This window comes from Kitasatospora aureofaciens (genome assembly GCF_019192735.1).
GTDB lineage: Bacteria > Actinomycetota > Actinomycetes > Streptomycetales > Streptomycetaceae > Kitasatospora > Kitasatospora aureofaciens_A.
The window spans coordinates 1-26,744 of sequence record NZ_JAHTKP010000041.1; the positions used below are offsets into that span (position 1 = coordinate 1).

At 73.5% G+C, this 26,744-nt stretch carries 26 protein-coding genes and 1 pseudogene; 9 read left to right on the forward strand and 18 right to left on the reverse strand.

Going from position 1 to position 26,744, the window contains the following annotated elements:
* Window positions 1–202 precede the first annotated feature (202 nt).
* The 4 genes and pseudogenes from KV557_RS29570 (at window position 203) to paaI (ending at window position 3,576) form a co-directional block, all read left to right on the forward strand.
* The gene (locus tag KV557_RS29570; RefSeq protein ID WP_256178135.1) at window positions 203–1,450 is read left to right on the forward strand and encodes an AI-2E family transporter; all 1,248 of its coding nucleotides are present in this window, start codon (window positions 203–205) and stop codon (window positions 1,448–1,450) included.
* Between the two features lie 19 nt (window positions 1,451–1,469).
* Window positions 1,470–1,937 (forward strand): annotated as a pseudogene (locus KV557_RS29575) (Vgb family protein); the annotation flags it as partial.
* A 187-nt stretch (window positions 1,938–2,124) separates the two neighbouring features.
* Entirely contained in the window at window positions 2,125–2,841 is a 717-nt protein-coding gene (locus tag KV557_RS29580) for a response regulator (protein WP_374106688.1), read from the forward strand.
* A gap of 321 nt (window positions 2,842–3,162) precedes the next feature.
* Window positions 3,163–3,576 (forward strand): hydroxyphenylacetyl-CoA thioesterase PaaI, encoded by a 414-nt coding sequence (paaI, locus tag KV557_RS29585; protein WP_218204665.1) that lies wholly within the window; start codon window positions 3,163–3,165, stop codon window positions 3,574–3,576.
* An 18-nt stretch (window positions 3,577–3,594) separates the two neighbouring features.
* Here the strand turns inward: paaI and KV557_RS29590 are convergent, their stop codons facing one another.
* The 10 genes from KV557_RS29590 to KV557_RS29635 all read right to left on the reverse strand — a co-directional run bounded on the left by KV557_RS29590 (window position 3,595) and on the right by KV557_RS29635 (window position 15,636).
* Complete coding sequence (locus KV557_RS29590; protein ID WP_218204603.1) at window positions 3,595–4,851, reverse strand: phenylacetate--CoA ligase family protein; 1,257 nt, start codon at window positions 4,849–4,851, stop codon at window positions 3,595–3,597.
* Window positions 4,852–4,856: 5 nt separating this feature from the next.
* Window positions 4,857–5,741: an SDR family NAD(P)-dependent oxidoreductase gene (locus KV557_RS29595; protein WP_218204604.1), complete on the reverse strand. Its 885-nt coding sequence runs from the start codon at window positions 5,739–5,741 to the stop codon at window positions 4,857–4,859.
* On the reverse strand, window positions 5,738–7,030 hold the full coding sequence (locus KV557_RS29600; RefSeq protein ID WP_218204605.1) for an MFS transporter: 1,293 nt from the start codon (window positions 7,028–7,030) through the stop codon (window positions 5,738–5,740). The genes KV557_RS29595 and KV557_RS29600 overlap by 4 nt, the downstream gene beginning before the upstream one ends.
* Window positions 7,027–8,253, reverse strand: coding sequence for a phenylacetate--CoA ligase family protein (locus KV557_RS29605; protein ID WP_218204606.1), 1,227 nt, complete (start codon window positions 8,251–8,253; stop codon window positions 7,027–7,029). The genes KV557_RS29600 and KV557_RS29605 overlap by 4 nt, the downstream gene beginning before the upstream one ends.
* Entirely contained in the window at window positions 8,250–9,293 is a 1,044-nt protein-coding gene (locus tag KV557_RS29610; protein WP_218204607.1) for an ATP-grasp domain-containing protein, read from the reverse strand. The genes KV557_RS29605 and KV557_RS29610 overlap by 4 nt, the downstream gene beginning before the upstream one ends.
* A complete protein-coding gene (locus KV557_RS29615) occupies window positions 9,290–10,672 on the reverse strand; it encodes a lysine 2,3-aminomutase (protein WP_308130141.1) in 1,383 nt (460 codons plus the stop codon). The genes KV557_RS29610 and KV557_RS29615 overlap by 4 nt, the downstream gene beginning before the upstream one ends.
* Window positions 10,673–10,691: 19 nt before the next feature.
* Window positions 10,692–12,392 (reverse strand): class I adenylate-forming enzyme family protein, encoded by a 1,701-nt coding sequence (locus KV557_RS29620; RefSeq protein WP_218204609.1) that lies wholly within the window; start codon window positions 12,390–12,392, stop codon window positions 10,692–10,694.
* A 105-nt stretch (window positions 12,393–12,497) separates the two neighbouring features.
* Complete coding sequence (locus KV557_RS29625; protein ID WP_218204610.1) at window positions 12,498–13,850, reverse strand: flavin monoamine oxidase family protein; 1,353 nt, start codon at window positions 13,848–13,850, stop codon at window positions 12,498–12,500.
* Window positions 13,847–14,089 (reverse strand): acyl carrier protein, encoded by a 243-nt coding sequence (locus KV557_RS29630; RefSeq protein WP_218204611.1) that lies wholly within the window; start codon window positions 14,087–14,089, stop codon window positions 13,847–13,849. Before KV557_RS29630 ends, KV557_RS29625 begins: the two co-directional genes overlap by 4 nt.
* Window positions 14,086–15,636, reverse strand: coding sequence for an amino acid adenylation domain-containing protein (locus KV557_RS29635; protein ID WP_256178136.1), 1,551 nt, complete (start codon window positions 15,634–15,636; stop codon window positions 14,086–14,088). The genes KV557_RS29630 and KV557_RS29635 overlap by 4 nt, the downstream gene beginning before the upstream one ends.
* Window positions 15,637–16,029: 393 nt before the next feature.
* Between KV557_RS29635 and KV557_RS29640 the strand changes: the two genes are divergently transcribed.
* Window positions 16,030–16,881, forward strand: a complete 852-nt coding sequence (locus KV557_RS29640; RefSeq protein WP_218204613.1) for a universal stress protein — start codon at window positions 16,030–16,032, stop codon at window positions 16,879–16,881.
* Window positions 16,882–16,934: 53 nt separating this feature from the next.
* Here the strand turns inward: KV557_RS29640 and KV557_RS29645 are convergent, their stop codons facing one another.
* The gene (locus KV557_RS29645; RefSeq protein ID WP_218204614.1) at window positions 16,935–17,735 is read right to left on the reverse strand and encodes a zinc ribbon domain-containing protein; all 801 of its coding nucleotides are present in this window, start codon (window positions 17,733–17,735) and stop codon (window positions 16,935–16,937) included.
* 29 nt (window positions 17,736–17,764) lie between these two features.
* Here KV557_RS29645 and KV557_RS44575 point away from each other — a divergent pair, with 29 nt between their 5' ends.
* On the forward strand, window positions 17,765–18,034 hold the full coding sequence (locus KV557_RS44575; protein ID WP_218204615.1) for an Arc family DNA-binding protein: 270 nt from the start codon (window positions 17,765–17,767) through the stop codon (window positions 18,032–18,034).
* 88 nt (window positions 18,035–18,122) lie between these two features.
* Here the strand turns inward: KV557_RS44575 and KV557_RS29655 are convergent, their stop codons facing one another.
* From KV557_RS29655 to KV557_RS29665, 3 genes are read right to left on the reverse strand one after another with little or no spacing between them, the layout of a single operon-like run.
* On the reverse strand, window positions 18,123–18,614 hold the full coding sequence (locus tag KV557_RS29655) for a copper chaperone PCu(A)C (protein WP_218204616.1): 492 nt from the start codon (window positions 18,612–18,614) through the stop codon (window positions 18,123–18,125).
* On the reverse strand, window positions 18,611–20,833 hold the full coding sequence (locus tag KV557_RS29660; protein WP_374106691.1) for a heavy metal translocating P-type ATPase: 2,223 nt from the start codon (window positions 20,831–20,833) through the stop codon (window positions 18,611–18,613). Before KV557_RS29660 ends, KV557_RS29655 begins: the two co-directional genes overlap by 4 nt.
* A gap of 29 nt (window positions 20,834–20,862) precedes the next feature.
* Window positions 20,863–21,024 (reverse strand): hypothetical protein, encoded by a 162-nt coding sequence (locus tag KV557_RS29665; RefSeq protein WP_218204617.1) that lies wholly within the window; start codon window positions 21,022–21,024, stop codon window positions 20,863–20,865.
* Window positions 21,025–21,269: 245 nt separating this feature from the next.
* Between KV557_RS29665 and KV557_RS29670 the strand changes: the two genes are divergently transcribed.
* The gene (locus KV557_RS29670; RefSeq protein ID WP_218204618.1) at window positions 21,270–21,881 is read left to right on the forward strand and encodes a hypothetical protein; all 612 of its coding nucleotides are present in this window, start codon (window positions 21,270–21,272) and stop codon (window positions 21,879–21,881) included.
* A 9-nt stretch (window positions 21,882–21,890) separates the two neighbouring features.
* On the opposite strand, the gene KV557_RS29675 is transcribed toward KV557_RS29670, so the two are convergent.
* From KV557_RS29675 to KV557_RS29685, 4 genes are read right to left on the reverse strand one after another with little or no spacing between them, the layout of a single operon-like run.
* Window positions 21,891–22,283, reverse strand: a complete 393-nt coding sequence (locus KV557_RS29675) for an NTP pyrophosphohydrolase (protein ID WP_218204619.1) — start codon at window positions 22,281–22,283, stop codon at window positions 21,891–21,893.
* Window positions 22,284–22,327: 44 nt separating this feature from the next.
* On the reverse strand, window positions 22,328–22,738 hold the full coding sequence (locus KV557_RS29680) for a PPOX class F420-dependent oxidoreductase (protein ID WP_218204620.1): 411 nt from the start codon (window positions 22,736–22,738) through the stop codon (window positions 22,328–22,330).
* A gap of 56 nt (window positions 22,739–22,794) precedes the next feature.
* A complete protein-coding gene (locus KV557_RS43160) occupies window positions 22,795–22,926 on the reverse strand; it encodes a hypothetical protein (protein ID WP_256178147.1) in 132 nt (43 codons plus the stop codon).
* 1 nt (window position 22,927) lies between these two features.
* Complete coding sequence (locus KV557_RS29685) at window positions 22,928–24,052, reverse strand: D-alanyl-D-alanine carboxypeptidase family protein (protein WP_374106689.1); 1,125 nt, start codon at window positions 24,050–24,052, stop codon at window positions 22,928–22,930.
* A gap of 248 nt (window positions 24,053–24,300) precedes the next feature.
* On the opposite strand from KV557_RS29685, the gene KV557_RS29690 reads away from it, so the two are divergent.
* Window positions 24,301–25,083, forward strand: a complete 783-nt coding sequence (locus KV557_RS29690) for a DUF6424 family protein (protein WP_218204621.1) — start codon at window positions 24,301–24,303, stop codon at window positions 25,081–25,083.
* Window positions 25,080–26,570 (forward strand): S8 family serine peptidase, encoded by a 1,491-nt coding sequence (locus tag KV557_RS29695; protein ID WP_218204622.1) that lies wholly within the window; start codon window positions 25,080–25,082, stop codon window positions 26,568–26,570. The genes KV557_RS29690 and KV557_RS29695 overlap by 4 nt, the downstream gene beginning before the upstream one ends.
* Window positions 26,571–26,744 lie beyond the last annotated feature (174 nt).

Below are 26,744 nucleotides of genomic sequence, written 5' to 3' on the forward strand. Positions count from 1 at the left end.
GTACGGCTCGATCAACACCCACTCCGCATCCGTCAATTGCGCTCGCGTCACGTAACACGGTCTACCGGATCAGGACCCGCCGCGAGGGTGAATCGCGCAGATTGATCACGACCGAATACGTGCCCTAGGCGCGGCGGATTAGGCCGGTCGGGCGCACCGGGAATCGGGCCAAAGCGGGCACTTCATCAGATCGTCTGCTGAGATGGGGCAGTTCGGACTCATCGACGATCCGGAGGTGGCCGTGTCCGTGGAGGGCCCGTCCGAGCGGGAGTCGTCCGAGTTGCGGCCGTCCGAGTTGCGGCCGTCCGAGCGGCGGCCGTCCGAGTTGCGGCCGTCCGAGCGGCTGCCGTCCGGCGGCGCGCCGGACCACCGTCGGCCGTACCTGATGCTGCCGCCCGCGATCCGGCAGGCGGCGGCGTGGTCGGTGGCGGTGATCCTGCTCCTCGCCGTTGCCTCGCTGCTGGTCTTCGCGCTGGTCGAGCTGCGGGCCGCCACCGTGCCGTTCGTGCTGGCGCTGCTCGGGGCCTCGCTGCTCTACCCGGTGGTGCCGTGGATGGTCCGGCGGGGCGTCGGCCGCAGCCTGGCCGCCGGGCTGACCTGCGTGGTGCTGGTCGCCGCCGTCGGCGGGGTGATCGCCCTGCTGGTCAACTCACTGGTGCACAGCGCCCCGCAGATCGCCACCTCGCTCCAGCAGGCCGGGCAGCGGATCGCCGACTGGCTCGGGCCGTTCGGTGCGAAGATCCAGCACGCCCTCGGGAACGCCAAGGGCGAGACCAACTCCCTCGTCTCCGCCCTCACCAGCGGCGTGCTGTCCGGGCTCGGCCTGCTCACCCAGCTGCTCACCGGCGGTGTTCTGGCGCTCGCCCTGGTCTTCTTCTTCCTGCGCGACGGGCACCGCACCGGCGACGCGATCCGCTCCTACCTGCCCGGACGCACCGCCGAGACCGTGGTCGCGTGCGCCGAGCGGGCCTTCGACGCGATGGCCGGCTTCATGCGCGGGACCACGCTGATCGCGCTGATCGACGCCACCTTCATCACCGTCGGCCTGGTGGCCCTGGGCGTGCCGGGGGCGCCGGGGCTGGGCGCGCTGGTGTTCATCGGCGCCTACATCCCGTTCGTCGGGGCGTTCCTGTCCGGGACGGTGGCGGTGCTGGTCGCGCTCGCGGACGGCGGGCTCGGCACGGCGGTGTGGGCGCTGGGTGTGGTGCTCGCGGTGCAGATGATCGAGGGCAACATCCTCCAACCCCTCATCCAGAGCCGCACGGTGGAGCTGCACCCGGCCACCATCATGGTCGCGGTGGTGGCCGGCTCCGGCGTCGCGGGCATCCTCGGCGCCCTGCTCGCCGTCCCGTTGTGCGCCGCGGGCGTGGGCGTGATCTCCGTCCTGCGCGGCGTCCCGGGCCCGCGCGCGGTCCGGCGGTCGGGGGACGGGGTCGACGGGACACCCTAGGGAGGGGCACAACCCGGCCGGGGCCGGGCCGTACGGGGTCGCGGCGGGCCCGGACGGGGCGCTCTGGTGCACGCTCAACCAGGCGAACGCCGTCGCCCGGATCACCGTCGGTGGTGAGATCACCGTGCACCCGCTGCCCACCGGGGGCACGGCCCCGGTCGGGATCACCGCGGGGGCGGACGGCGCGCTCTGGTTCGTCGGCATCGGCGGCGGGCTGGTCGGCCGGATCGCGGTGGACGGCAAGGTCGCCGAGCACCCGCTGCCCGACCGGGCGGCCCGGCCGCACGCGATCGCCGCCGACGCCGCGGGCCGGCTCTGGTTCACCGCGTGGGGCGCCGGCCGGATCGGCGTCCTCGCCCCGGACGGCCGGTACGACGGCCACCCGCTGCCGGGGCCCGGCGCCGAGCCGCACGGCATCGCGGTCGGGCCGGACGGCGCGGTGTACGCGGCGCTGGAGCGCGGGGAACTCGTCCGCCTGGGCGGCTGAGCCGGGGCCGGTGAGGCGCTGCGCCCTTCCGGGGCGCCGGAACAGCGGGAGAGGGGAAGGGTGACACGGAGAGAGGAGGGCCGCGCCGGAATGGGGCCGTTGGGCCCTGGGCCTTCCTCCGTGAGCGGGTGATGATGCCCTGGGCCCCGCCGTCGGTGTGCGGGGGTGACGAAGACGGAGCCGCGCGATGGCGACCATGACAGCCGGTGCCGGGGCACCGGCGCCCGTCCGGGTGTTCCTGCTGGACGACCACGAGGTGGTGCGCCGGGGCGTGCACGACCTGCTGGACGGGGAGCCGGACCTGGAGGTGGTCGGCGAGGCCGCCACCGCCGAACAGGCGCTCGTCCGGGTGCCCGCGCTGCGACCCGACGTGGCGGTGCTCGACGTCCGGCTCGGCGACGGCGACGGGGTGTCCGTCTGCCGTGAGCTGCGCTCCCGGATGCCCGGGCTGGCCTGCCTGATGCTCACCTCGTTCGACGACGAGGAGGCGCTGCTCGACGCCGTGATGGCGGGCGCCGCCGGCTACGTCCTGAAGCAGATCAGCGGGACGGACCTGGTGGCGGCGGTCCGGACGGTCGCCTCCGGCCGCTCGATGCTCGACCCGGGTGCGGCCACCCGGCTGCTCAATCGCCTGCGCAGCGACGCCGAGCCCGCACAACCGTCCACCCTGGTACCGGAGTTGACGGCACGCGAGCAGGAGGTGCTGGCGCTGATCGGGGAGGGCCTGACCAACCGGCAGATCGGCGAGCGGCTCTTCCTCGCCGAGAAGACGGTCAAGAACCACGTCTCCCGCCTGCTCGCCAAGCTCGGCGTGGAGCGCCGGGTGCAGGCGGCGCTGATCGCCACCGAACTGCGCCAGGCGTCCGCAGCCGCACCGGCCCCGCACCACCGCACCTGGAGCTGACGGGCTCTAGTGTGGATCGCCCTCGATCCGTCCCGCCAACGCCCGTGCTGTCGAGGGGAGTTCGCGCCACCGCAGGGCCAGCAGGGGCACCGCCAGCGCCAGGTGGACCCAGCTGAGCGCCGGCTGGGCGCTCTCGCCGGGGAGGGCGACGCGTGGTGGGCGGCGTGGCTGGCCAAGACGCTCGGCGCCGCGATCGTCGCGCGTTTCCAGGATCAGCCCGTCGGCTACACGCCGTACGACCAGGTGGTGGGCGTGGTGCTGGGAGTCCTGGCGGTGTTGTTCATCCGACAGTTGACGACTCGTCAGGAGGTTGTGCCGGCCATGGATGAGATCGCGATGGCGGCGTTGTATGCGCGGGACGAGACCTGTCGGGCGCTGGGGATCGCGCTGGACGAGGTGTCGGCGGGGCGGGCCGTGATGCGGATGACGGTGGGCGCGGCGATGGTCAACGGGCACGGGACGGCGCACGGGGGCTATCTGTTCCTGCTCGCCGACGCCGCCTTCTCGTACGCGTGCAACAGCCACGGGCCGGTCACCGTCGCGCAGGCGGCGCAGGTGGTGTTCCTGGCTCCGGCGGCGGTGGGGGACGAACTGGTGGCGGAGGCGGTGGAGCGTACGCGGGCCGGGCGGAACGGGGTCTACGACGTGAGGGTGGTGCGCCAGGCGGACGGCGCGGTGATCGCCGAGTTCCGCGGGCAGAGCGTGGTGATCGCCGGGCGGCCGCCGACCGGCTGAGCGGCCGCCCGGTGGGGCTCACGCCTTCGGGCGCTCGTCGAGCACCTGCTGGAGCTTGCCGGTGCGCGGGTTGGTGACCAGATCGGCCCGCGGGACCCACTCCACCGTGAGGTGGTGGATGGTGCCGAGCGCCACCTCCTCGGGGTAGAGCGGGCGGGCGGCGTAGACGGCCTCGACGAGGCGTTCGCTCAGTCCGGGCGGGGGCTGTTCGGTGTGGCCGAGGCGCAGGACGAGCCCGTCGCGGCCGTCCCAGCGGCGCTGCACGAGTTGCAGGCCCGCGATGTGGTCGTCCGGGTCGGCGGCGAGGAGGACCGCGCGGATCTCCTCGGTGGGCATCGCGACCGGGCCGACCCGGGCGCCTTCGGTGGAGCGGCCGAGCAGGCGGAAGCGGCGGCACTCGGCGTCGGTCCATTCGGCGCGGTCACCGGTGGGGTAGCGCAGGATCGGCATCAGGGTGCGGAAGAGGTTGGTGACGACGACCCGGCCCGGCCGGCCCGGGGCGGTGATGGCGTTCCCGGTGGCGTCGTCGATCAGCTCGACGACCGTCCGGTCGGGGAAGGCCTCGTGCACCCGGACGTCGTCGCCGGGCACCGGGGCGCCGACCAGCCCGGCGTCGTTGGAGGCGTAACCGACCGACGCCACCGCCGCGTTGGGGAAGGCCCGGGAGAGGATGGGCCGGAGGTCGGCGAAGAGCAGGTCGCCGCCGAACAGCAGGAGTTCGACCGACTCGGCCGGCTCGCCGCGCCGGACCAGGCACTCGGCCACCGCGCTGAGCTTCATCGGCTCGCCGGCCAGCACGTGCACGCCGAAGCCGCCGATGAGGTCGGCGACGGCGGCGTCCGGGGCGGCGCCGCCGACGGCCAGGCGGACGTTCTCGACCGGGGCGTGGTGCAGGGCGTTCTCGATGTAGAGGAAGCCGCCGTAGAGTTCGCCGGCCATGAACAGGTTGGCGACCCGGTGGCCCGGCTTCAGGCCGGCCCGGACGAGGCCCGCGCCGAAGGCCGTCACCGAGTCGGCGTGTTCGGTGCGCGTCCAGGGGGAGAACTTCGGGACGCCGGTGGTGCCGCCGGTCTTGTAGACGCCGGCGTCGGTGAGCGGTCCGGTCAGGACGCGGTTGTCCGGCCAGGTGTTGGCGGCCCAGAAGGCGGCCTGGTCGATGACGGGCAGCTGGTCGAGGCGGGAGACCTCGGCGGGCACGTCGCGGTACAGCTCGGCGTAGAACGGCGAGTGCGTGCGGGCGAACGCGACCAGCTCGGGCAGGGACTTCGCGGGCATGATCGTCAACTCCCGTTCTCGGAGGGGGTGTCGGGCCGCCCGAGCCAGGTCCGGGCGAGGCGCTGGACGGCCGAGCCGTCGCGGTCGGCGAGTTTGGCGGCGAGGTACTCGGAGGCCCACCGGTTGGTCGGGACGCGGAACGGCGGGCACTCCTCGGACAGGGTGCGCACCACCACCTCGGCCACCTCCTGCGCGGGCCGGCCCGCCGACTCCCAGCCCTGGCCGGCGATCCGGTCCATGTACGCGGCGAAGGTGGGCGCGTACGGGCCGGAAGCGGTGTGCAGCGTCCTGCGGTTGACGTCCGGGAAGATGCCGAAGGAGGTGTCCGGCACGAAGCCGGGGACGACGACGGAGACCCGCACGCCGTGCGCCGCGGCCACCGGGGCGAGCGCCTCCATGAACCCCTCGACGGCGAACTTGGCCGCGCAGTAGGCCTCGTTGAAGGGCTGGCCGACCACGCCGTGGACGCTGCCGACGGTGACCAGGCGTCCCCCGGCGGCTCGCAGCAGCGGCATCGCGGCCCGGCTGACGGCGACGACGCCGAAGAAGTTGACCTCCAGGTTGGCGCGCAGCGCGGCGTCGGTGGACATCTCCAGCGTCGGATCGGAGTTGGCGACGCCCGCGTTGTTGACGACGGCGTCCAGCCGGCCGTACGTCCGCGCGACGTCGTCCAGGCAGCCGGCGACGGAGGCGGGCTCGGTGACGTCGAGGCGGCGGACGTCCAGGGTGACCCCAGCACGCCGGGCCGCCTTACGCAGTGCGCCGGCCCGGGCGGGCTCGCGCATCGTGGCCACCGTGGTGAACCCGGCGCGCGCCGCCGTGACGGCGGTGGCCAGGCCGATGCCCGAGGACGTTCCGGTGATCAGGACCACCCGCTCCCGGGCGCTCACGACGCGCTCTCCGCGAGCTGCTCCGCGGGTTCCCGCGCGGCGTCGTCGAGCAGCGGCTGGATGCCGACCGCCGGGAGGAAGGAGCACGCGGCCAGCAGCGTGCCGCCCGCCATCACCGCCCGGGCCGCGTCGAGGATGCCCAGCGGGCCGGTCAGCAGCGTGACGGCGAGGCCGCCGACCAGCGCGGCGAGCGGGATCACGCCCCAGGTGACGGTCCGGAAGGCGGCGTGCATGACGCCCTGGTTCCGGGCGGACATCCGGGACTGCCGGGTGGGCGCGCTGCACACGTTGATGCAGGACATGAAGAAGCCGTAGCAGCCCATCGTCACGGCGATCACCGGGCCGGCCGGCAGCGCGGGCGCGGCCAGCACGCCGAGCCCGACCAGGCAGTGCAGGAGCAGCGACCAGGCCATCGTCCGCCCGAGGCCGAGCCGGGCGCTGATCCGCGGGGCGACCAGGGCGCCGGCCAGCGCGCCGACGGCGGCGACCGACATGGCCGCGCCGAAGACGCCGACCGGGACGCCGAGGCCGCGGTAGGCGAGCACCGGCAGGACGGTGACGAAGATCGGCCCGCCGGAGTTGAGCGTCACGGCGGCCAGGACGACCCGGCGCAGCACCGGATCGGCCCAGTTGAGCCGGAAGCCGCGGGTCAGCCGCTCCCGGATCGAGCCCTCCTCGACCGTCCGCTCGCCCCACGGGCGCATGTAACGGAAACAGACGGCCGAGACGAGGTAGCTGGCCGCGTCGACGAGCAGGGCGGCGACGCCGAACGCGCTGTAGAGGGCGGCGGCGATCGACGGGCCGGCGACCTCGGCGACGGAGCCGCTGCCCTCCAGCCGGGAGTAGGCGCGGACCATACCGTCCTCGGGCACGACCGCCGGGACGGCGACGAGGTAGCCGACGTTGAAGAGGATCGTGGCGCCGCTGATCACCGCCACGCACGCGAACAGCAGCGGGGTGGACAGCACGTCGAGCCAGTACGCGAGGGGGATCGCCGCCACCGCGACCAGCCGGACGAGGTCGCACCCGAGCATCGTCCACCGCTTGTCCCAGCGGTCGACCAGCACCCCGGCGACCGGCCCGAGCAGCGGGATGCCCAGGTACTGGGCCATCGCGACCACGCCCACCTGGAGGGCGGAGGCGTACAGCACGAAGATCATCAGGGTCGGCACGACGAACACGGTGACCTTGTCGCCGACCAGGCTGACGGTCTGCCCGCCCCAGAACAGGGTGAACCCGCGGCCCAGCGAGGCAGGGCGGCGCAGCTTCACGGCTTTCCGCAGCCTCACGACTCCTCCCGGACGACGAGGGCGGCGGTCTTGCCGGTGCGGCCGTTGCTGATCAGCTCGTCGACCGGGCGGACCCGGAAGGACCCGGGGTCGTGCTGGAAGGCAGTGCTGAGCGTGAAGGTGGCGGCCAGCAGCTCCTTGCGCAGCCGCTCGGTGTCCGGGGCGGCGCCCGGGACGGTGAGCAGCAGGATGTCCAACCCGCCGGCACGGCCGCCCTGTTGGGTGATCACCAGCTGGGCGCGGGCGACCCCCGGTTCGCGTTCCACCCGCGCGATCAGCTCGTCCACGTCCAGTCCGAGGCCGCGGACCTGGACGACGCTGTCGCGTCGGCCGTGCACCCGCATCGCCGGGTCCGGGCGGCCGCACGGGCAGGTGGTCAACTCACCCGCGTCGCCGGTGCGGTAGCGCAGGACGGGGTTCAGCATCTCGGGGTTGAGAGTGGTGAAGTCGAGCAGGCCGTCGGGGCCGACGTGTACCAGCTGGTCGGGCAGCGGGTGGAAGGTGTCGGCCGGGCAGTCCGGGGTGTTGGTGCCGACCACCCAGGTCTCGGTGCTGCCGAACATGCCCCAGCGGCGGGCCTGCGGGGCCACCGCGGCCAGGTCGTCGGCGAGTTGGGCCTGCCAGGCCTCGCCGAGCCACAACACCTTGCGCAGGGTGGGGAGTTGGATCCCGGTGGCGCGGGCGTGCGCGAACCAGAGCCGCAGCACGCTGGGTGTGCCGCCGATGGCGGTCACCCTGCGGGCGGCCAGGAAGGCCAGCCAGTCGCCGTACTCCGCCTTGGCGACCGAGCCGAGGGCGATGATCCGGCAGCCGGAGAGGTCGGCGAGCGCGGCGGCGAGGAAGTGCGCGCCCCACATCCGGCCGGCGCCCCAGGCGTTGACGAAGACGTCGGCGCGGTCGAGCGGCTGCCAGTGGGCGTGCACGCCGGCCATGTAGAAGCCGGTGGGCGCGTAGCCGACCTTGGGCGCGCCGGTGCTGCCGCCGCTCTGGAACAGCCAGGTGGCGCTGTGCTCGGCGGCGGGTTCCAGGTGGGCCAGGGCGGTGTTGAGGTCGTCCTTCACCAGCGTTGGGAGCGCGGCGAGTTGGCCGAGCGTGCGGACGTCCGCGTGGTCGGCGTAGCGCGCGGCGAGCGCGGGCACGGTCCGCAGGCGGTCGAGCGTCCGCCGGGCGACGTGCAGGCGCGGCGTGGCGGCCTCGGGCGGGAGGGAGAACGAGGGCGTCATCGGGCGTCCGTCCGGGAGTCGAGGGTGACCGGGCGCGCGCCGTCGGCCAGCCACTTGGCGTGGCCGTCCCGGTAGGCGGCGAACCGGGCGCGGGTGATGTCGCGCTGGAGGGTGCGGTGCGGGTCGGTGAGGTCGGGGGCGATCACGCCGTCCGGTTCGAGCTCGGAGAACCAGTACGTCTCGCCGTCGTGGAGGAAGTCGATGCAGAAGAACGGGATCGGCAGACGCTCGGCGAAGTAGCGTGTGGCGGCGGCGAGTGCGGTCGGCACGGGCGGGAACTCCATGCTGCCGCCGCGGCTTGCGTTGGCCACCGGGGAACCGGGTTCGGGGGTGCGTTTCATCACGGCGTACGGTTCGCCGTCGACGACGTAGACCCGGTAGTCGATCGTGCCGTCCCCGAGGTAGGGCTGGACGACGAGCGTGGTGTCGCCGCCCTGCGCGAGGCTGGCCAGGCCCCGGACGTCCTCCGGGCTGCGGGCCAGGTTGATCCCGCCGCCGCCGCACCAGCCGGACGGTTTGACGATCGCCGGGTACGTCATGCCGCCGAGCGCCACCTCGTAGCCGTGCTTGCTGATGTCCCGCCCGGTGCCGATCCGGACGGTCGGGACCGTCGGCACCGGGGAGCCGTCGAGGAACAGCAGGGTGGCGAGCTTGTCGTTGCCGATCAGCGACACCTGCGGCGGGAACGGCAGGTAGAACCCGGCCTGTTCGAGGACCGCGTAGAGGGCGTACTGGTTGAAGACGTCCATCGACTGGTACGGCAGCGAGTAGAGCGCGGTGATGAACACCGTGTCCTCGGGGGTGACGGGCTCGTCGTCCACGTAGACCCGGGGCCGGCCGCGGACGGTGGCGTCCACGCTGACGGATTCCGGGGCGTTCCTGGTCCAGCGCAGTCCGAGGTCGGCGGCGCACTCGGCGTAGAGGTCCCAGAAGAAGCCGTGCCACATCGCGGCCATCCGGGAGGACTCCCGGTCGGGGAAGATCCAGCACAGCCGGCGCAGCGGGCCGTTCGGGTCAACCGCGCCTCTTTGTACGGTCATTGCGCTCCTCGCGATGCGTTGGCGGCCTGCCCGGACCACCAGCGGCGGCCGGCCTCGGGGAGGGTGTCCACCGGGTCGTAGTAGGGGTGGCGCCGATCCAGCGGGGCGTCCGTGCCGCCGTCGCCGGTCTCCAGGCGGGTGCGGTAGTTCTTCGTCCAGTACGAGATGCCGCGCTCGCGGTCGTAGGCCACCGCCTGGTGCACCCAGCGCTTGCCGACGTCCGGGACGTCGCAGACGATGCGCGGGGTGGCGTAGCCGGGCAGGTAGCCCATGATCGCCTCCTGGATGCGCTGGGCCTCGTGCAGAGGGGTCCGCCAGTGCTCGGCGTTCGGGATCATGTCGCAGAGGTAGAAGTAGTACGGCAGGATGTTCGCCTCGCCCTGGAGGGCGAAGCAGAGGTCCAGCAGGGCCTCGGGGGTGGCGTTGACGCCGCGCATCAGCACGCCCTGGTTGCGGACGTCCCGCACGCCCGCGTCCAGCAGGGCCCGGGCCGCCTCGGCGACCAGCGGGGTCACCGACTGCACGTGGTTGGCATGGGTGTGCACGGCCAGGTTCACCGCGCGGCGGGCCGCCACCCCGGCGACCCGGGCCACCCCGTCGAGGACCCGCGGCCGGAGCCAGTGCTGCGGCAGGCCGACCACGGCCTTGCTGGCGAGCCGGATGTCCCGCACCGAGCCGAGGTCCAGCAGCCGGAGCAGGAAGGTCTCCAGGCGCGGCCAGGGCACGTTGGCGAGGTCGCCGCCGGAGACCACGACGTCGCGCACCGCCGGGGTGCGTTTGAGATAGTCGAGCATCTGCTCCTGCCGGTCCGCCGGCCGCAGCACCAGCCGGGCCTTGGTGACCTGCGGGGTCGAGGTGCCGACCAGGTCCATCCGGGTGCACTGGCCGCAGTACTGCGGGCAGGTGGCGGTCAACTCGGCCAGCACCTTGGTGGGGTAACGGTGCGTCAGACCCTCGACGGCCCACATGTTCGCCTCGTGCAGCGAGTCCCGTTCGGCCTTCGGGTGGCTGGGCCAGTGCGGGTGCCGGTCGCTGCGCACCGGCAGCATGTACCGCCGGATCGGGTCGGCCAGGAAGGCCTCGGTGAACGCGGCCGGCTCGGCCGGGGCGTGCGGGGCCATGGTGTTGAGCATCTGCGGCGGCAGCAGCATCGCCATCGTGGCGAACTCGGCCTGGTCGGCGTGGAGTTCGGCGTAGAACCGGTCGCTGAGCAGGCTGCCCGCGACGGCCCTCAGCTGCCGGGCGTTCTTGACCGAGTGGGTCCGCTGCCACTGGGCGTCGCGCCACTGCGCCGCGGTCACATCGCGCCAGCCCGGCAGCCGGCGCCAGTCCGGCTCGGTGAGGGCGGTCCGCACGTACGGGTACGGCTGCCGGATCACGGGGTGGTCCATCGCCGGGCTACTGGCCGGCGAGGAGGGTGGCGAAGCGGGTGCGCAGCTCGCGCTTGAGCACCTTGCCGGTGGGCCCGAGCGGGAAGTCCTCGGGCGTCCGGGCGATCCGGACGGCGGCGAGCGCGGCCAGCCCGGCCTCGGCGAGCGCCTTGTTGGCGGCCCGCCGGACCTCCTCGGCGTTCGCCGCGGCGGCCTCGGCCTGCAACTTCACCACAGCGATGGGGCGTTGTCCGTTCGGGCTCGGCACACCGACCACCGAGCAGTCCTGCACGAGGTCGGTGCAGTCGGCGAGCAGCACCTCCTCGATGGGGAGGCTGTAGACCGGTCCGTCGAGGGTGTCGATCACGTCCGCCGTGCGGTCGAGGTGGTAGAAGCGGCCGTCGGCGGTGCGGCGGGCGACGTCGCCGGTGAGCCAGTAGCCGGCCAGCTCGAAGCCGGCGGTCAGCTTCGGGTCGTTCCAGTACCCGGGGGTCCGGGACGGGGACACGATGCCGAGCAACCCGGCCTGGCCGTACGGGAGTTCGGTGCCGTCCTGGTCCAGCACGGCGGCCTTGAGCACGACCTCCAGCGGCCTGCCGACGCAGCGGTCGTCCCGGGCGCTCTCCGGGGTGGTCACCTGGCCGAACAGCGCCATGCCCATCTCGGAGGAGCCCAGGCCGTCGATGAACTGCGAACCGGGCAGGGTGGGTTGCTCGGCCTTCTGCCGGGGGAGCAGCCAGGGCCGGATCAGCCCGGCCGGCCGCTCGCCGAGCGTCACCAGGCGGCGGATGTGTCCGTGGTGCGCGCTGTCGCCGGTGTTGAACCAGGAGTGCACCTTCGCGGCGCCGCGGACCGGCAACTCGCCGGTGGCCAACTCGACGAAGGTGCGCGGGAAGGAGGCGACCATGGTCGGCTGGAAGGCCTCCATCACCGGCTCGACGGCTGCGCGCCGCCAGTCGGACATCACGACGGTGGGCAGGCCGAGCAGGACGGCGGTGAGGAAGTAGCTGAGGCCGCCCGCGTGGGTGTGCGGCATGAGCGACATCAACCGGTCGTACGGCTCGGCGGGGAAGCGCACCATGCGCGGCTGCTTGCCGTCCCAGAACTGGCGGTGGGCGAGCATCGTGGACTTCGGGGTGCCGGTGGTGCCCGAGGAGTGGATCAGTGCGACCACGTCGTCCGGGGCGTGCCGGTACGGGTGGTCCGCAGGGAGCCCGGCCCGGTCGGCGTCGAAGGCCCGGACCTCGGCGGCCGGGGCGAGAAAGCGCGGGCGGCGCTGGGGGTCCTGGCGGTAGGCGGCGGCGAGCCGGGTCGGGTCGTCCGCGACGACGCCGACCACGCCGACGTGGTCGAGGTAGTTGACCATGACGTCGTGCCGCATCGCGTCGTTGACGAGGGCGGGTACGGCGCCGAGCGCGGTGAGCGCGAGGAAGTGCAGCAGCGGCTCCAGGCCCTCGCCGAGGACGACACCGACCGGCTCGCCGGGGCGCACGCCGTTCGCGTGGTACCAGGTGGCGTAGCGGTCGCGCACGGCGGCGAGGTCGAGCAGGCTGTGGCCGCGCAGCACGACCTCGCCGCGGTGGTCGGTGCGGTGGGTGAAGACGAACGGCGCCGCGCGGTTCGGGTTGGCCGCGATGGCGTGGTCCAGGAAGTTGCCCGCGCCGAGGGCGGGTTCGGTCATCAGCTGCTGTCTGGCGGCGAGGGGCACGACGGAACTGTGGTCGTTCATGGCGGTCTCCCGACGTAGGGTGCCGGGCGCGGGTTCTCGTGAAACCGGCGCCGGGCGAAGGGCGGTGGGGGTGTCTCGGACGCGAACGAGGATGGCGGGGGCGTCTCAGCCGCGGGCGAGGATCTCGGCGACGACGCGGTGGCCGGAGCGGATCGCGCCCTCCATGAGCCCGAAGTAGGCGGTGCTGGTCTCGGTGCCGGCCCAGTGGACGCGCCCGCTCGGGGCGGTGAGGGCGGGGCCGTGCCGCAGCCAGTCGCCGGGGCCCAGCAGGGCGGCGTAACAGCCTTGGCTGTAGGGCTCGTTGACCCAGTCGGTGATGTGGCAGCCGATGGGCTCGGGGAGCATCGGGAAGAGCTGGGCGGCCTGCCGCGCCGCCGCCTCGCGCTGCTGCGCGGGGTCGAGGGCAGCGAACCGGTGCGCCTCGGCCCCGGTGACGAAGCCGGTCAGCACGCCCGGCCGGCCCTCGGGCGGCGTGTCGTCCACGGTGGAGAGCAACGGGCCGCGGGCGTTGACCGACCAGCCGGACAGGCCGTGGTCGCGCCAGACCGGCGCCGGGTAGACCAGGCTCGCCTTGACCGCGCAGCCGCGCGCGGTGCGCTCGCCGGCCCGGCGCAGCGGCAGGCCCGGCCGGTGCTCGATCGCGTCGGCGAGCACCGGCGGCAGCGCCAGCACGGCGACGTCCGCCCGGTAACTTCCGTGCGCTGTAAGGGCAGTGACACCATCGGCGTCCTGGTGGACGGCCCGGACGGGCTCGCCGAGCCGCACCCGGGCGCCGAGCCGGTCGGCCAGCCGCTCGCACACCAGGTGCGCACCGCCGGCGATCCGGTCCTGCTGGGCGCCGCCCTCGAAGGCGTTGAGGTAGCGCAGCCCGCCGCCCGAGCGCAGGTAGAAGGCCAGGTGGAGGACGGAGACGGCGGCCGGGTCGGCGGCCATCATCTCGCCCAGGAAGAGCGGGAAGAAGAGCCGGGCGTCGGGGTGGGTGAGGTGCTGCTCGGCCCACTCGGCGGCGGTGAGGGTGTCCAGCCGCTCGGCGCCCGGGGTGAGCCAGGGGGCCTCCGGCCTTACGGTGGTGGTGAGTTCGTCCAGCAGCTCGAACAGGTCGCCGAGGGCGACGGCGTTGAGCGGTGGGAACCGGCCGTCCCGGGTGGTCGGTTCGCCGCCCCGAGCCGCGCCGAGGGCGAAGCGGCTGGCGCCGAGCATCGCGGTCGGCGTGGTCTTGAGGCCCAACTCTCCGAGCAGGGCCAGCAGTTCGGTGTGCCGGTCGCCGAGGTAGGCGGCGCCGGCGTCGATCCAGCGACCGGGGGCGACCTCGATGCCGTGGGTCCGGCCGCCGACCCGGTCGCGGGCCTCCAGGACGGTGACGCCGATCCCGCGGGCCGCCAGCCCGGTGGCGGCGGTCAGCCCGGCGAGGCCGGCGCCGACGACAACAGCCGTGCGGGTCTCTCTTCGGCCTTTCATCTGGCCGCCGTGATTCTCTGTGCGAGGCCGTCCGGGGTGGGCGCGAGCAGGAACTCGTCGAAGGTCAGCTCCACGCCGTGGGCACGCGCGACCGCGCTGAGCACCCGGGTGGCGATCAGCGAGTCGCCGCCGAGCTGGAAGAAGTCGGAGTCGGGCGCGACGTCCTCGCGCTGCAGGACGCGCCGGAAGATCGCCACCACGTCGTCGGGGGTGGCGGGGGTGGTGGTGTCAGTGCTCAACGGAGGTCTCCTCCGACCTGGTCGTGGGGGGTGGCGTACCGCCGGTGGCAGCCGGCCCGGTCGACCTTGCCGCTCGGGGTGAACACGAGCCGGGGCACGACGGTGACCCGGCTCGGCACGAGGTGGCCGGGCACCCGCTCCCGCAGGTGGGCGAGCAGTTCGGCGCCCAGGGCCGCGGTGGTGGCGTGGGGCCGGGGCACCACGTACGCGACGAGGGCGGACCGGCCGGCGAGCGTCGCCGCGGTCACCGCAGCCGCCGTGACGTCGGGGTGCGCGGTGAGGTGGGCCTCCACCTCGGCCGGGTCCACCCGGATGCCGCGCACCTTCACCTCGCCGTCCAGTCGGCCCTCGTGGGTGAGGACGCCGTCCGGTGCACGGCGGACCCGGTCGCCGGTACGGAACCGGCGCTCGCCGTCGACGGTGACGAACCGCGCCGCCGTGGCCTCCGGCAGGCCGAGGTAACCGAGCGCGACGGCAGGCCCGCCGATCATCAACTCGCCCTGCTCACTGATGTGTTCGACGACATGCGGGAGCGCGCGGCCGATCGGCGCCCGGGTGGTGCCGTCCCAGGACCGCCCGGGCGCGCCCGGGCCGGACAGGTCCACGGCGTGGGTGATCAGCGTGGTCTCGGTGCACCCGTAGGTGTTGACCAGCCGGATCCGCCCGGTGTCCAGGGCGCTCCAGTCGGCCAGCCGGGCGGGGGCGGCCGCCTCGCCGCCGATCACCAGCAGCCGGACGCAGCCGGGCAGGGTGAGCCGGTCCTCGGCGAGGTGCAGGACGAGTTCGTGCCAGAAGGCGGTCGGCAGGTCCAGGACGGTGATCCGCTCGCGCTCGACCATCCGCAGGAAGCGGGGGAACGAGCCGCGGTGCGCGTCGGGGTCGAGGACGAGCGTGGCGCCCGTGGTGAGGGCCGGAAGGATCTCCTCGAAGCAGGTGTCCCAGTTGAGCGAGGCGAACTGGAGCACGCGGTCGTCGGGGGTGAGCCCGAACAGCTCGCGGAGCGAGTGGACCGCGGCCGAGACGGCCCGGCGGGGAGTGACGACGGATTTCGGCTGCCCGGTCGAACCCGACGTGAAGAGAATGTAGGCCGGCCGTTCCGGACCGGTCCCGGCGCGCCGCGCGGGAAGGGTTCCCGGTGGGGCGCCGAGTAATTCCGAAGGCGCTGGTAACTCAACCGATCCCAGCCCGAGTTGTGGAGCCAGTGGCGTCCCGGTGGCCACCGCGGTACGAGAGCCGGCGGCCGTTGTCATGGCCTCCTGACGGGGGGCCGGGAATGCCGGATCGACCGGGCAATAGGCGCCCCCGGCCGCGAGGACGCCGAGAAGTGCGACAACGGTTTCCGGCGAGTGCGCGGCCGGTACCGCGACCGTGCCGGGATCGTCGCCCAGGCGCGTGGCCAGGGCGTTCGCCAGCTCGTGGAGCCGGCCGTAGCTCAGGGCGTGTCCCTGCTGGACAATCGCCGGACGGCGGGGATATCGACGTGCGATTTCGGAGAACACGTCGGACAGGTCGGGGGCGACCTGGAGGGTACCGCGAGAATTTGACATGCCCGCCCCAAATGATGCTCAGAAGTGCTCATCCGTGCTCGGCGAACGGCGACTCTACCTTCGAACATGCGTGGCGACAATGGATGTTGAGGGTGTTCTTCCAGGGAAGCGTGCTCGAACTTTGAACCCGTGTCGGCTCGTTCGGCGGTTCGGGCAAGGAGGGCAGTGACGTGGCGTCAGAAGACTGGCGGGGCCGTGCCCGGGTGTCGGCCCGCCGCAGCCCGGGGTCGGACGTAGTCTCCACCGGGCGGGCCTTTCGTCCCGTCCGCGGAGGTCCTGTGGACTCTGCCGCAGGGCCAGGCCAGGCCGACAGGGTGGGGGAGGAGCGGACGGAACGTCAGCGCGCACCGTCCGGACCCCGGACCGCAGCGCCCACCGAGCGAAGGAACTGTGATGACACCACCCGTACTCGCCGGGGTCGACGGCTCGCCCGAGAGCACCGCCGCCGCACACTGGGCCGCCGAGGAGGCGCTGCGCCGCGGCGCCCCGCTGCGCCTCGTACACGTCTGGCCGTGGCTGACCGACGGCCGGGACGCCCTCGCCGAGCCCGACCACCTGCCCGCCGCCGCCCAGCGGACCATCGCCGACGCGGCCGCCGGGATCCGCCGGGCGCACCCCGGCCTCGACGTGCAGACCGACGTCGTCCTCGATGCGCCGGCGGACGGCCTGGTCGCCGTCGCCGCGGACGCCGGACTGCTCGTCCTCGGCTCGCGCGGCCTCGGCGGCTTCACCGGCCTGCTGCTCGGCTCGGTCGGCATGGCGGTCGCCGCTCGCAGCACCGTCCCCGTGGTCGTCGTGCGCGAGCAGGGGGACGCGGAGGCGGCCGAGGTGGTGGTCGGCGTCGACGCCCACGCCTCGGCCGAGGACGTGCTCGCCCTCGCCTTCGAGGAGGCGGCCCTGCGCGGCGCCCGGGTTCGGGCGGTGCACGGCTGGGAGCTGCCCCCGGTGTTCGGGTACGCGGGCTGGGTGCCGCCGGAGACGGAGGTTGCCCAGCTTGAGGCGCTGGAGAAGAAGATGCTCGCGCTGGCCGTGGCCGGGCAGCGCGAACGGCACCCGGAGGTCGACGTGGTCGAGGACGTCCGCCTGGGCGCCGCCCGGGCCCTCGTCGAGGCCTCGGCGAGGGCCTCGCTGGTCGTCGTCGGACGCCGTCGGAGGACGGTCGAGCTCGGCCCGCGCCTGGGCCGGGTCGCCCACGCGGTGCTGCACCACGCGCAGGCGCCGGTGGCGGTCGTACCGCACGATTGACTGCTCCCCCGGCTGAAGCGGGGGATTCCGGCTTCTGTCGGGGGATTTCTGACTCAAGCTGCCTTCCGGGACGGCGTCCCGGCGGGTCCTCTGCTCTCGACGTCAGCCGGGCTCAGACCTGCCCGGACAAGCATCACGTGGGCGGAGTTCTTGTCCCTGGGGGAGGAGACTCCGCACGCGGTGCAGGTGTAGACGCGCATCCCCAGCGGCAGTGCATGCTTGGCTCTCGCATGACAGTGCGCGCAGTCCATCGTGGTGTGCGCGGGGTGGACCAGGTGCACGGCCCTGCCGTGCTTGCGTCCCATCTCGATCAGGGCTCGCTTGGTCGCGCCGATCGCGGCGTCGGCGGCCTTCTTCGCCATGGTGAACTTGGCGAGGAACTTCGGCCGGAAGTCCTCAACGGCCAGGGCATCGTGGTTTCGGACAACCTGCTTGGCCCACTTGCGGGCGGTGTCCTCACGCTGCCGGGCGACCTTCTTGCAGGCCTTCGCGCGCTTCTTCTTCGGCATCCCCGCGCGCTGACGCACAGGCAACCGGGCCTTGATGTCCTTCAGCGTCTTCGCCCGGGACTTGGCGAAGTCCCGGATGATCTGCTGCTGAGAAACGCTGCTGCCCTCGCGAAGCCATCCCATCGCGGCGCGGGCCTCGGTCAGCATCCTGTCCAGCCGCGCCGGACCGCATCCGTCCGGGGCCTTCTCCCGGTGGGCCTTGCGGGATCGGGCGACGCACTCGTTCCAGACCCACCGACACCGTGACCACTCCCCTTCCAGCGCGGCGAGTGCGGTGGACGACACGCGAAGCCGGTAGGTGTACCGGGCATGTCCGGCATCCCCCGCTTCCTGCGGTGTCGTCATAGTGTCAGTCTTCCGCTGCAGTCAGGCGCATGGATGATGAAGTACGCATCACACTACGACTGCCCTCTGACAGTCACACCCTGCTGACCACCAACGCACGCACGGCCCGAAGGTCTCTCAACTCTGAGATCAAGCACCGGCTTGAGGTCGCTCTCGGCAATGTCTCTCCCGATACGCCGGATCGCCTTGACGGTGATACGGCTATCCCTGCCCCTCCCCCAGCCTCCGGCCGGGGGTACCCCCATCGCGGGAAGCCGGATTCTCCCCCGCAAGCGGGCGGTACCCCCACCCCGGCCTAAAGAAGGCCGGGGCATCCTCCGGTCCCTCCGGGCCCTCCGGGCGGCAGGTCCTCGGGGCCCGCCGCCCGGCTGTGTCAGCGGCCCAGGCTCAGGCCGGCGGCCGGGAGCCGGGCGGCCGGACCTCCGCCCTGAGGCGCAGCTCCGGGCTGTGCCGGAAGGTGAGCGTGAACTCCACCCACTGGCCGGCCTTCAGCGGCGGCGGGGCGGCGATCATCAGGTCGGAGTCCTCCGGCGACATCGCCAGTTCCCCCCGCGCCGGTACCGGCAGGGTCGTCACGGGCGCCCAGCGGCCCGCGGCGCCCTGGTGCACGTGCCGCTTCAGGGTGATCGGTCCGCCGAACTCCCATGCAGCGCCCGTGAGTTCGTCCGGCACGTCCCCCGGGTTGCGGATCGTGAAGAACGCCGTCGTCGCCGGTGACGCCCCCGCCGTCGGCAGCAGCAGCCACCCGGGCCCGGCGGCCTCCGCCGGCCGGGGCCGCCCGGCGCCGCCGACCGCCGTCCACCCCGTGAGCAGGGCCAGCGCCAGGGCCGCCGCGCCCACCGGCGGGCCGACCACCTTCAGCCGCTCCGGCACGGTCATCGCCGCGCCCCCTGACGGTTGTTGCCACGCCCGGGCTGCCAGGTGCGCAGCCGCAGGCTGTTGCCCACCACCAGCAGCGAGCTGAGCGACATTGCGACGGCCGCCAGCATCGGGTTGAGCAGCCCGACCGCCGCCAGCGGGACCAGCACCACGTTGTACCCGAACGCCCACAGCAGGTTCGCCCGGATCGTCGCGAGGGTGCGCCGGGCCAGCCGGACGGCGTCCACCACCGCCTCGATGCCGCCCCGCACCAGGGTCAGCCCGGCCGCGCCGATCGCCGCGTCGCTGCCCGAGGCCAGTGCCACCCCGAGGTCCGCCGAGGCCAGCGCCACCGCGTCGTTGACGCCGTCGCCGACCACCGCCGTGGTCCGCCCGGCGGCCTTCAGCTCGGCCACCACCTCGGCCTTGCGCTCCGGCGAGGCCGAGGCGTGCACCCGCTCGATGCCCAGCTCGTGGGCCACCGCCCGCGCCGCGCCGGGACCGTCCCCGGTGAGCAGGACGGTCTCCAGACCCATCCCGCGCAGCCGGTGGAGCGCCCGCCAGCTGCCCGAGCGCAGCGTGTCGCCGACCGCGAGCACGGCCGCGGCCCGCCCGTCCAGCTCGACCACCACCGCCGTGCGGCCCGCGTCCCCGGCCGCCGCCACCGCCCCGGCCAGCCCGGGCGGCAGCGGCCCGGCCGTCCCGTCCGGACGGACCACCCGGACGGCCCGCTCCTCGACCGTCCCGGACACTCCGACCCCGGCGGTCGCCGCGAAGCCGCCCACCGGCGGCAGCGCCCCGCACCGCTCCCGGGCCGCCGCCGCGACGGCCCGCCCGATCGGATGCTCGGAGCGGTGCTCGACCGCACCCGCGAGCCGCAGCACGTCCGGCTCGCCGAGGCCCTCGGCCACGGCCACCGACGCCAGCTCCATCCGCCCGGTCGTCAGCGTCCCGGTCTTGTCCAGCACCACGGTGTCGACCCGCCGCAGGCTCTCCAGCACCTCGGGGCCGCGCACCAGCACCCCCAGCTCCGCGCCCCGTCCGGTCGCCGCCAGCAGCGCCGTCGGCGTGGCCAGGCCCAGCGCGCACGGGCAGGCCACCACCAGCACCGCGACCGCCGCCGTCACCGCCGCCTGCGGAGCCGCGCCCGCGCCCAGCCAGAAGCCCAGCACGCACACCGCCACCGCCAGCACGCACGGCACGAACACCCCGGCCACCGCGTCCGCCAGCCGCTGCGCCCGGGCCTTCCCGGCCTGTGCGTCCGCCACCAGGGCGGTGATCCGCGCCAGCTGGGTGTCCGCGCCGACCGCCGTCGCCCGCACCACGAGCGCGCCGCCGACGTTCACCGTCGCGCCCGCCACCCGGTCCCCGGGGCCGACCTCCACCGGCACGCTCTCCCCGGTCAGCAGGCTCAGGTCCAGCGCCGAGCCGCCCTCGACGACCACCCCGTCGGTGGCCACCCGCTCGCCCGGCCGCACCACGAACTCCTGCCCAGGCAAAAGCAGTTCGACCGGCAGCAGGCGCTCCTCGCCGTTCTCCCGGACACAGACCTCCTTCGCGCCCAGCTCGGCGAGCGCCCGCAGTGCCGAACCGCTGCGCCGCCGCACCCGCCCCTCCAGCAGCCGCCCGGCCAGCACGAACAGCGGCACCCCGACGGCCGCCTCCAGGTACACGTGCGCCGCGCCGCCGCCGTCGGCCGTCAGCGAGAACGGCATCCTCATGCCGACCTCCCCGGCCCCGCCGAACAGCAGCGCGTACGCCGACCAGCCGAACGACGCCAGCACGCCCAGGCTCACCAGCGTGTCCATGGTCGCCGCCGCGTGCCGCAGCCCCTGCCACGCCCGGCGGTGGAAGCCCGCCGAACCCCACGTCACCACCGGGACGGCCAGCGCGAAGCACACCCACTGCCAGGCCGCGAACTGCAGCGACGGCACCATCGACAGCACCAGCACCGGGACGGACAGCAGCGCGGTGACCAGCAGACGGCGCCGCTCGTCCGGCTCCTCCCCGGCCGGTCCGGTGGCCGGCCCGGCAGGCGCCAACTCGGCGGTGTAGCCCGCCCGTTCGACCGCCGCCACCAGCTCCGCGACGGACACCCCGGCCGGATGCAGCACCCGCGCCCGTCCGGTCGCCAGGTTCACCCCGGCCGTCACCCCGTCGATCCGCGCCAGCCGCTTCTCCACCCGGCCCACGCACGCCGCACACGTCATCCCGCCGACCGCCAGATCGGTGCTCACCAGGGCCCCGGCATCGGCCCCCGCAACCGGGCTCACCGCACACCCCCCATGTCGTGCCCGCTCATCCCGGGCGACCCGCCGCCCCCGCTCCCGGGCGTCAGCCCCGGCGACACCGGCCCCACCTGACGGCCCACGCCGTACGCCACCACGAACACCACCACCAGCAGCAGGGCGAACCCCACCAGCACACTCAACGGCCGGACACCCGGCGACTTCGCACTCACGCCCCACCAGTCGGACGGCCGGAGGCGTTGGTTCCCGTACGGTGCGAAATCGGCCCGATCAATCGGATGACCGAGCGACTCAATCGGATGACCGAGCGACGCGGACCGGGTAGCGGTCCCCTCCACTCGAACGGGTGTGCATGCCTCGCGGCTGCGGCGGAACGCCCCGAAGCATGGGGTGAGTACAGGCCGCCGAGTGAGAAAAGGGAACCCCGGTGCGCGAACTCCACACCCACCCCAGCCCCCGCCGGTGGACGGCACCCCGCGCGGTCGCCCTGGTCGCGATGCTGGCCGCCGGCGGCGTCCTGGCGGCGTGCAGCAGCTCGTCGACCAACCCGTCCATCGTGAGGTCGGGCCCGACGCCCACGGAGACCTCCTCCGCTTCGGCCTCCGCCTCGGCCTCGCCCTCGGCGACCGGGTCACCGTCCGCCGCGCCCTCGGCCGTCGAGTCGGCCTTGGCTGCGGCGGCCTCCTTCGCCGCGTCGGTCTCCGCCCAGCAGGCGATGGTTCACGACAAGGCCGTCTCCGTCCTGGCCCAGGCCCCCAACGGCGGCAACGCCCTCGGCGCCACCACCCTCACCGCCGTGCCACTCGCCGACAGCGGCGGTCTGCCCGCCGCCTTCGTCACGATCGAGAACAACGGCATCGACACGGCCTCCTACGCCGTGCAGGTGGACTTCACCGACACCAGCGGCAAGACGGTCGACAGCGCCGTCGTCGGCGCGGAGAACATCCCGTCGGGCGACCAGGCCACCCCGGTGGCGCTCAGCCACCAACCGGCGGGTCAGCGGTTGCTGCCGGTGGTGGTGAAGGCGGTGCGGTACTGACGGCGGTGGCTACGGCCTGACCGTACGGGGCCCGGTGACCTCGGCGCCGAGAGCGGTGACCCGGGCCCGGAGTTCGCGGTCGGCGGTGACGACCAGGCAGTCCCGGTCCGGGTGTTCGGCCCTGGCCGCCCGGACCAGGTCGACGATCCGGTCGTCGCCGCTGCCGGTCGCGGCGACCACCCGGACCTCCGGCAGCCCGGTCACACCGCGTGCCGCGCCCTCGACGACCAGCACCACCTCCAGCGGCCCGCCCCGCCCCGGCAGGCCCCGCTCGGCGACGGCGACGAGCGCATCGCGCAGCCGCTCGGCGGCGCCGCGTCGATCCCGCCACCAGCCGTCGGGCACCGACCCGACGACATTGGCGCCGTCGACCACCAGCAGGGCCGTTCCGTTCTCTCCCATGGACGGCAAGCCTGCCACGGACGGCCTCCGCGCCCGTGGTCCGACTACTCCGCCAACGTGATCCGGATCCCGACGGTCCCGCGCTCGCCGCGCCGCAGCCGGCTGCCGAGGAGGGTGAGCACGCCGAGCAGGCCGTACTTCTGCCGCAGCAGGGTGCGGTAGGCGGCGGTGCGCTCGGGGCCGAGGATCTCGGCGGTGGCGGGGAACTGGTCGCCGGTCGGGCGGCCCTTGACGTCGCAGGGGCCGACGAGGACGTCGGCGCGGTTGCGGATCCGCTTGACCTTCCAGGAGTCCGCGACGGTCCAGACGCCGAGCGCGTCGCCGTCACGGACCACCCAGACCGGGGTCGGCACGGTGGTGCCGTCCTTCTTGTAGGTGGTGACGAGCAGGTAGCTCCCGGAGGAGAGGCGGACGATCCGGGCGAGCCGGTCCTGGGAGGCGGGGTCGGTGGTCATGGCCGGAAGTCTAGAGCCGGAGTGCGGAGAACGGCTGGTCAGCCAGGCCCGGGCCGTCACCGGAACTGGGCGAGGGCGCTCTCCTCGAACGGTTCGGGGGAGACGCACAGGTCCCCGGTGAACGGCCGGTCCAGGACCGGGACGAGCAGCAGGCTGAAGCCGACCGCGGTGGCCTCGGCGGAGACCACCTCAGTGGCGGGTGCGGGAGCCCCGGACGAGGGTGCGGTCGCGGCCTGCGCCGAGCGCGGCGGCCGTCCAGGCGGCGAGGCCGAGGTCGTGGCCGCTGTGCTCGGCGGCGTGCGGCTGCACGACGGCGGTGGGCCCGGAGCCGGCGGCCGGGGCGCTCGGGGCGCTCGGCGAGGCCGTCGCCGCCATGTCCTCGACCAGCACACCGACCGGCTGCACCTTGCCGGCGGCCGCGAAGCCCCAGTCGAGCAGGCTGGCGGCCTCGTCGTAGACCCTGCCCTGGGCCTCGGGGTGCATGACCGTCACGAGCAGGGTCCGTCCGCCGCGTTCGGCGGCGCCGGTGAAGGTGGCGCCGGCGTTGGTGGTGTAGCCGTTCTTGACGCCGATCAGGCCGGGGTACTTGCCGAGCAGCCGGTCGGTGTTGGCGATGTCGAAGGTGGTGCGGCGGCCGGTGAGCGTGTCCACCCCGCCGGGGAAGACCGCGGTGCGGGTGGAGCAGTAGGAGCGGAAGTCGGCGTTGCGCAGCCCGGCCCGGGCGAACAGCGTGAGGTCGTAGGCGGAGGTGACCTGGCCGTCCATGTCGTAGCCGTCGGGGGAGACCACCTTGGTGTCTCGGGCCTGGAGCGACTGGGCGCGGGCCTGCATCTCGGCGACGGTCTGCTGGATGCCGCCGTTCATGTTGGCGAGGACGTGCACGGCGTCGTTGCCGGAGCTGAGGAAGACGCCCCGCCACAGGTCCTCGACCCGGTACGGCAGGTTCTCCTTGACGCCGACCAGGCTGCTGCCGACGCCCAGGTTGGCCAGTTCGGCCGGGGTCACCTGGTGTTCCAGGGAGCGGTCGAACTTGGGCAGGACGGTGTCCGCGAACAGCATCTTGAGGGTGCTGGCCGGGGGGAGCGGCATGTGGGCGTTGCGGGCGGCGAGCACCTCGCCGGTGCCGGCGTCGGCGACCAGCCAGGACCGGCCGGTGAGCTCGGCCGGCAGCGCGGGCGCGCCCGCCAGCGGGGCGACCTGGACGTCCGGGCGGCCGAGCCGCTCGCCGCCGACGACGGTGGTCGAGTCCTGCGCGGACGCCGCCGGGGCGGTGGCGGCGAGCGCCAGGCCGGACATCGCCGATGCGACGGACACGCCGGACAATGCGGCCAGTTTGATGACCTTCTGTGATATTAGCTGCACACGGCGAACGTACCCGCGCCGCCGCCGGGCCGCCGCGCCTGCTGCTCCGTCCGGAGCCCGGCGCGGACCCGGACCGAGCAGGGCCTTGTTCCTGGGGCAGGGGTTGACCCGTCCCGGCTCGAAGCGCACGCTGGAGATACAGAGTAAACGTCTCTTGTAAGTTTAGTTGGAACGTATACAAATCTGGTGGAGGGGTTTCCGTGACTACCGCCGCGAGGGGCGATCCGTCCCAGCCCCATACCGAGGCCGAGAAGCTCGGCTGGACCATCAACATTCCCGGGCACCCGCCCCGTCAGGACTCCACGGAGTACATCGCTTCTCGCGCTCAGTTGCACAAGGTGGTCGACACACTGGTGAAGCCGTTCTACGGCCCGGAACCTGTCGAGGACCACCACGGTGGAGGCCTGTGGCTCAAGGACGCCGACGGCTGGTTCACCGTTCGCAATCTCGCCGGAATCGAGTGGTCCGCGCAGTTCTGCGCCGACCCCGCCAAGGTCGACCTGCTGCGGCAGAACGCCAAGCGCCTTTACGCGTCGTTCCCGGACGCCGTGAAGGAACTCGGTATCGGAGATCTTCTGGACACCGAAATCACCGATGCCGTAGGGGTGGCACGCTGGACCGACTCGATCTGCAACGCCAGCGTTCCGCTGCCGCACGATGTGCATTCCGCGGAGCTGCCGCAGGGCGGCGGCGTCCACCACTACCCCAGCCCGATCACCGAGATCGTCTTCTTCAAGCAGGACGACTTCCAGTTGTGGGTTACGGATGCGGGAGGCAACGCCGTGGCCGTGGCCCCGGTGGCAGCGCGGGGTTCGGAGGACGGGCGGGTCCAAGTGCTGTACGCGCCGGAGCAGTCCGCTCTGCGTCCCCAGCTGGACCAGGCGCGGGCCCGCGGAGACGTCCTGCTGCTCGACGCGGACCACCCGGTGGCGCAAGCCGCCTTCCGTCAGCAGTACGGCAAGGCGTCGAATGAGGAGACATGATGCTTCCCAGGATGAAGAAGACCGGGCAGCCTCCCCCTGAGCTGGTGTTCGGCTATCTGTCGGCACAGTCACTGGGCGGCGTACCCATGACCGAGGCAACCGACCTCGGCTCGGCCAGGCCGTTCCACGCCAATGAAGGCACCCGCGCCCGCGCCAAGGAGCGTGCCGTGGCGGCCGGGCTCACGGTCACCGCCGAAAGCCGCCTGGGATTCACCGTCTGCGGGCCGCCCTCCGCGTACGAGGCGTTGACCGGCGGCCGGATCGAATCGTACGAGGTGCTGCAACGTGTACCGAACGGGCGGGTCCGCTATGTGACCCACCTCGATATCGTCGGCGAGGGCCAACCCGAGGATCTGGGTGTGGGAGCCGCGCGGGGTACCACCGCGATCGAGGCCGTCGTGCTGGAGCAACCGCGTTCGCCCCATCAACTGTCGCCGGCCGCACAGGCGCCGAACGTGAGCAAGTACCACCTCCGGCTTCCGGGCGACGTGGCCATGCTGCTCGGCGCCACGGCCGCGCAGCAGCAAGGTGTGGTGGGCGCGGGCGTGCAGGTCGCCATGGTCGACACGGGACACTACGCGCACACCTACTTCGCGCTTCAGGGCTACCACGTCGACCCCGTCACCACCCTCGTCCCGGGCACCAGTCCCGCCGAGGACCCCATCGGACACGGGACCGGGGAATCGGCCAACATCTTCGCCGTGGCCCCCGGCGCGACTCTGCGGTTCTACCGCGCCAGTGACTCCAGTGGCCAACTGACCAGCGCGATAGCTGGGTTCCTCCAGGCGAAGACCGACCACCCGCAGGTGCTCACCAACTCCTGGGGCGGCGACCTCGAATGGCCGCCGCCGGACCCGCGGCCGCCCGCGTCGTCCCGGGTCTGGGTGCTCGAGATCACCGACGCCGTGGAGCAGGGAATCGTGGTGGTGTTCTCCGCCGGCAACGGCCAGTTCTCGATAGAGCCGCAGGTTCCCGGAGTCATCGCGGCGGGAGGGGTGTTCGTCGGCCCCGGTCTTGACCTGCAGGCGTCGGACTACGCGAGCGGCTACGTCAGTCCCTGGTTCGACGGTGTCCTCGTGCCCACGGTCTGCGGTCTGGTGGGTATGCTGCCGCGAGCCCAGTACCTGATGCTCCCCATCCCGCCCGGCTGCACGCTCGACGTCGAGGAGAGCCGGGCAGCCGACGGCCAGTTCCCGGACACCCCCGACGGCACCCGGTCGGACGACGGCTGGGCACTCTTCTCGGGCACCTCGGCGGCCGCTCCTCAGATCGCCGGTGCCGCCGCGGTCCTCCTGGGCACCGGTGGCAGGCCAGGGCTCACCGTCCAACAGGTCACCGAGGCGCTCGTCAAGACCGCCACCGACGTGACCGCCGGCCACAACCATCCACGATTCAACAGGCCGGCCGGACCCGGCCCGGACGAGGCCACCGGGCCCGGACTGGCGAACGTGGGCGAGGCCCTGAAGTACGCACGGGCCAACTTCTGACCGATGGCTGCCCCGACCACCGTCGGGGCAGCCATCAAAGGACCAAGCACGACGGGCAGTTGAGCCACCGTGTGGTACGTGCGGGATGCCCTCGTCGGACTGAACCTGCGGATCTGGGACGCCGTCGCCGAGGGCGTCCGAGTGACCGCGGTCCGCGGCGGTGCTTCTTCGGCC

What these genes read in the sequence shown, in the direction of transcription:
- KV557_RS29695 (WP_218204622.1), top strand. Translation starts at nt 25,080, where the DNA reads ATGATGCTTCCCAGGATGAAGAAGACCGGGCAGCCTCCCCCTGAGCTG.
- KV557_RS29635 (WP_256178136.1), bottom strand. Translation starts at nt 15,636, where the DNA reads ATGTCAAATTCTCGCGGTACCCTCCAGGTCGCCCCCGACCTGTCCGAC.
- KV557_RS29570 (WP_256178135.1), top strand. Translation starts at nt 203, where the DNA reads ATGGGGCAGTTCGGACTCATCGACGATCCGGAGGTGGCCGTGTCCGTG.
- KV557_RS29675 (WP_218204619.1), bottom strand. Translation starts at nt 22,283, where the DNA reads ATGGGAGAGAACGGAACGGCCCTGCTGGTGGTCGACGGCGCCAATGTC.
- KV557_RS29605 (WP_218204606.1), bottom strand. Translation starts at nt 8,253, where the DNA reads ATGACGCCCTCGTTCTCCCTCCCGCCCGAGGCCGCCACGCCGCGCCTG.
- KV557_RS29590 (WP_218204603.1), bottom strand. Translation starts at nt 4,851, where the DNA reads ATGCCCGCGAAGTCCCTGCCCGAGCTGGTCGCGTTCGCCCGCACGCAC.
- KV557_RS29680 (WP_218204620.1), bottom strand. Translation starts at nt 22,738, where the DNA reads ATGACCACCGACCCCGCCTCCCAGGACCGGCTCGCCCGGATCGTCCGC.
- KV557_RS29610 (WP_218204607.1), bottom strand. Translation starts at nt 9,293, where the DNA reads ATGACCGTACAAAGAGGCGCGGTTGACCCGAACGGCCCGCTGCGCCGG.
- KV557_RS29625 (WP_218204610.1), bottom strand. Translation starts at nt 13,850, where the DNA reads ATGAAAGGCCGAAGAGAGACCCGCACGGCTGTTGTCGTCGGCGCCGGC.
- paaI (WP_218204665.1), top strand. Translation starts at nt 3,163, where the DNA reads ATGGATGAGATCGCGATGGCGGCGTTGTATGCGCGGGACGAGACCTGT.
- KV557_RS29640 (WP_218204613.1), top strand. Translation starts at nt 16,030, where the DNA reads ATGACACCACCCGTACTCGCCGGGGTCGACGGCTCGCCCGAGAGCACC.
- KV557_RS29620 (WP_218204609.1), bottom strand. Translation starts at nt 12,392, where the DNA reads ATGAACGACCACAGTTCCGTCGTGCCCCTCGCCGCCAGACAGCAGCTG.
- KV557_RS29645 (WP_218204614.1), bottom strand. Translation starts at nt 17,735, where the DNA reads ATGACGACACCGCAGGAAGCGGGGGATGCCGGACATGCCCGGTACACC.
- KV557_RS29580 (WP_374106688.1), top strand. Translation starts at nt 2,125, where the DNA reads ATGGCGACCATGACAGCCGGTGCCGGGGCACCGGCGCCCGTCCGGGTG.
- KV557_RS29655 (WP_218204616.1), bottom strand. Translation starts at nt 18,614, where the DNA reads ATGACCGTGCCGGAGCGGCTGAAGGTGGTCGGCCCGCCGGTGGGCGCG.
- KV557_RS44575 (WP_218204615.1), top strand. Translation starts at nt 17,765, where the DNA reads ATGGATGATGAAGTACGCATCACACTACGACTGCCCTCTGACAGTCAC.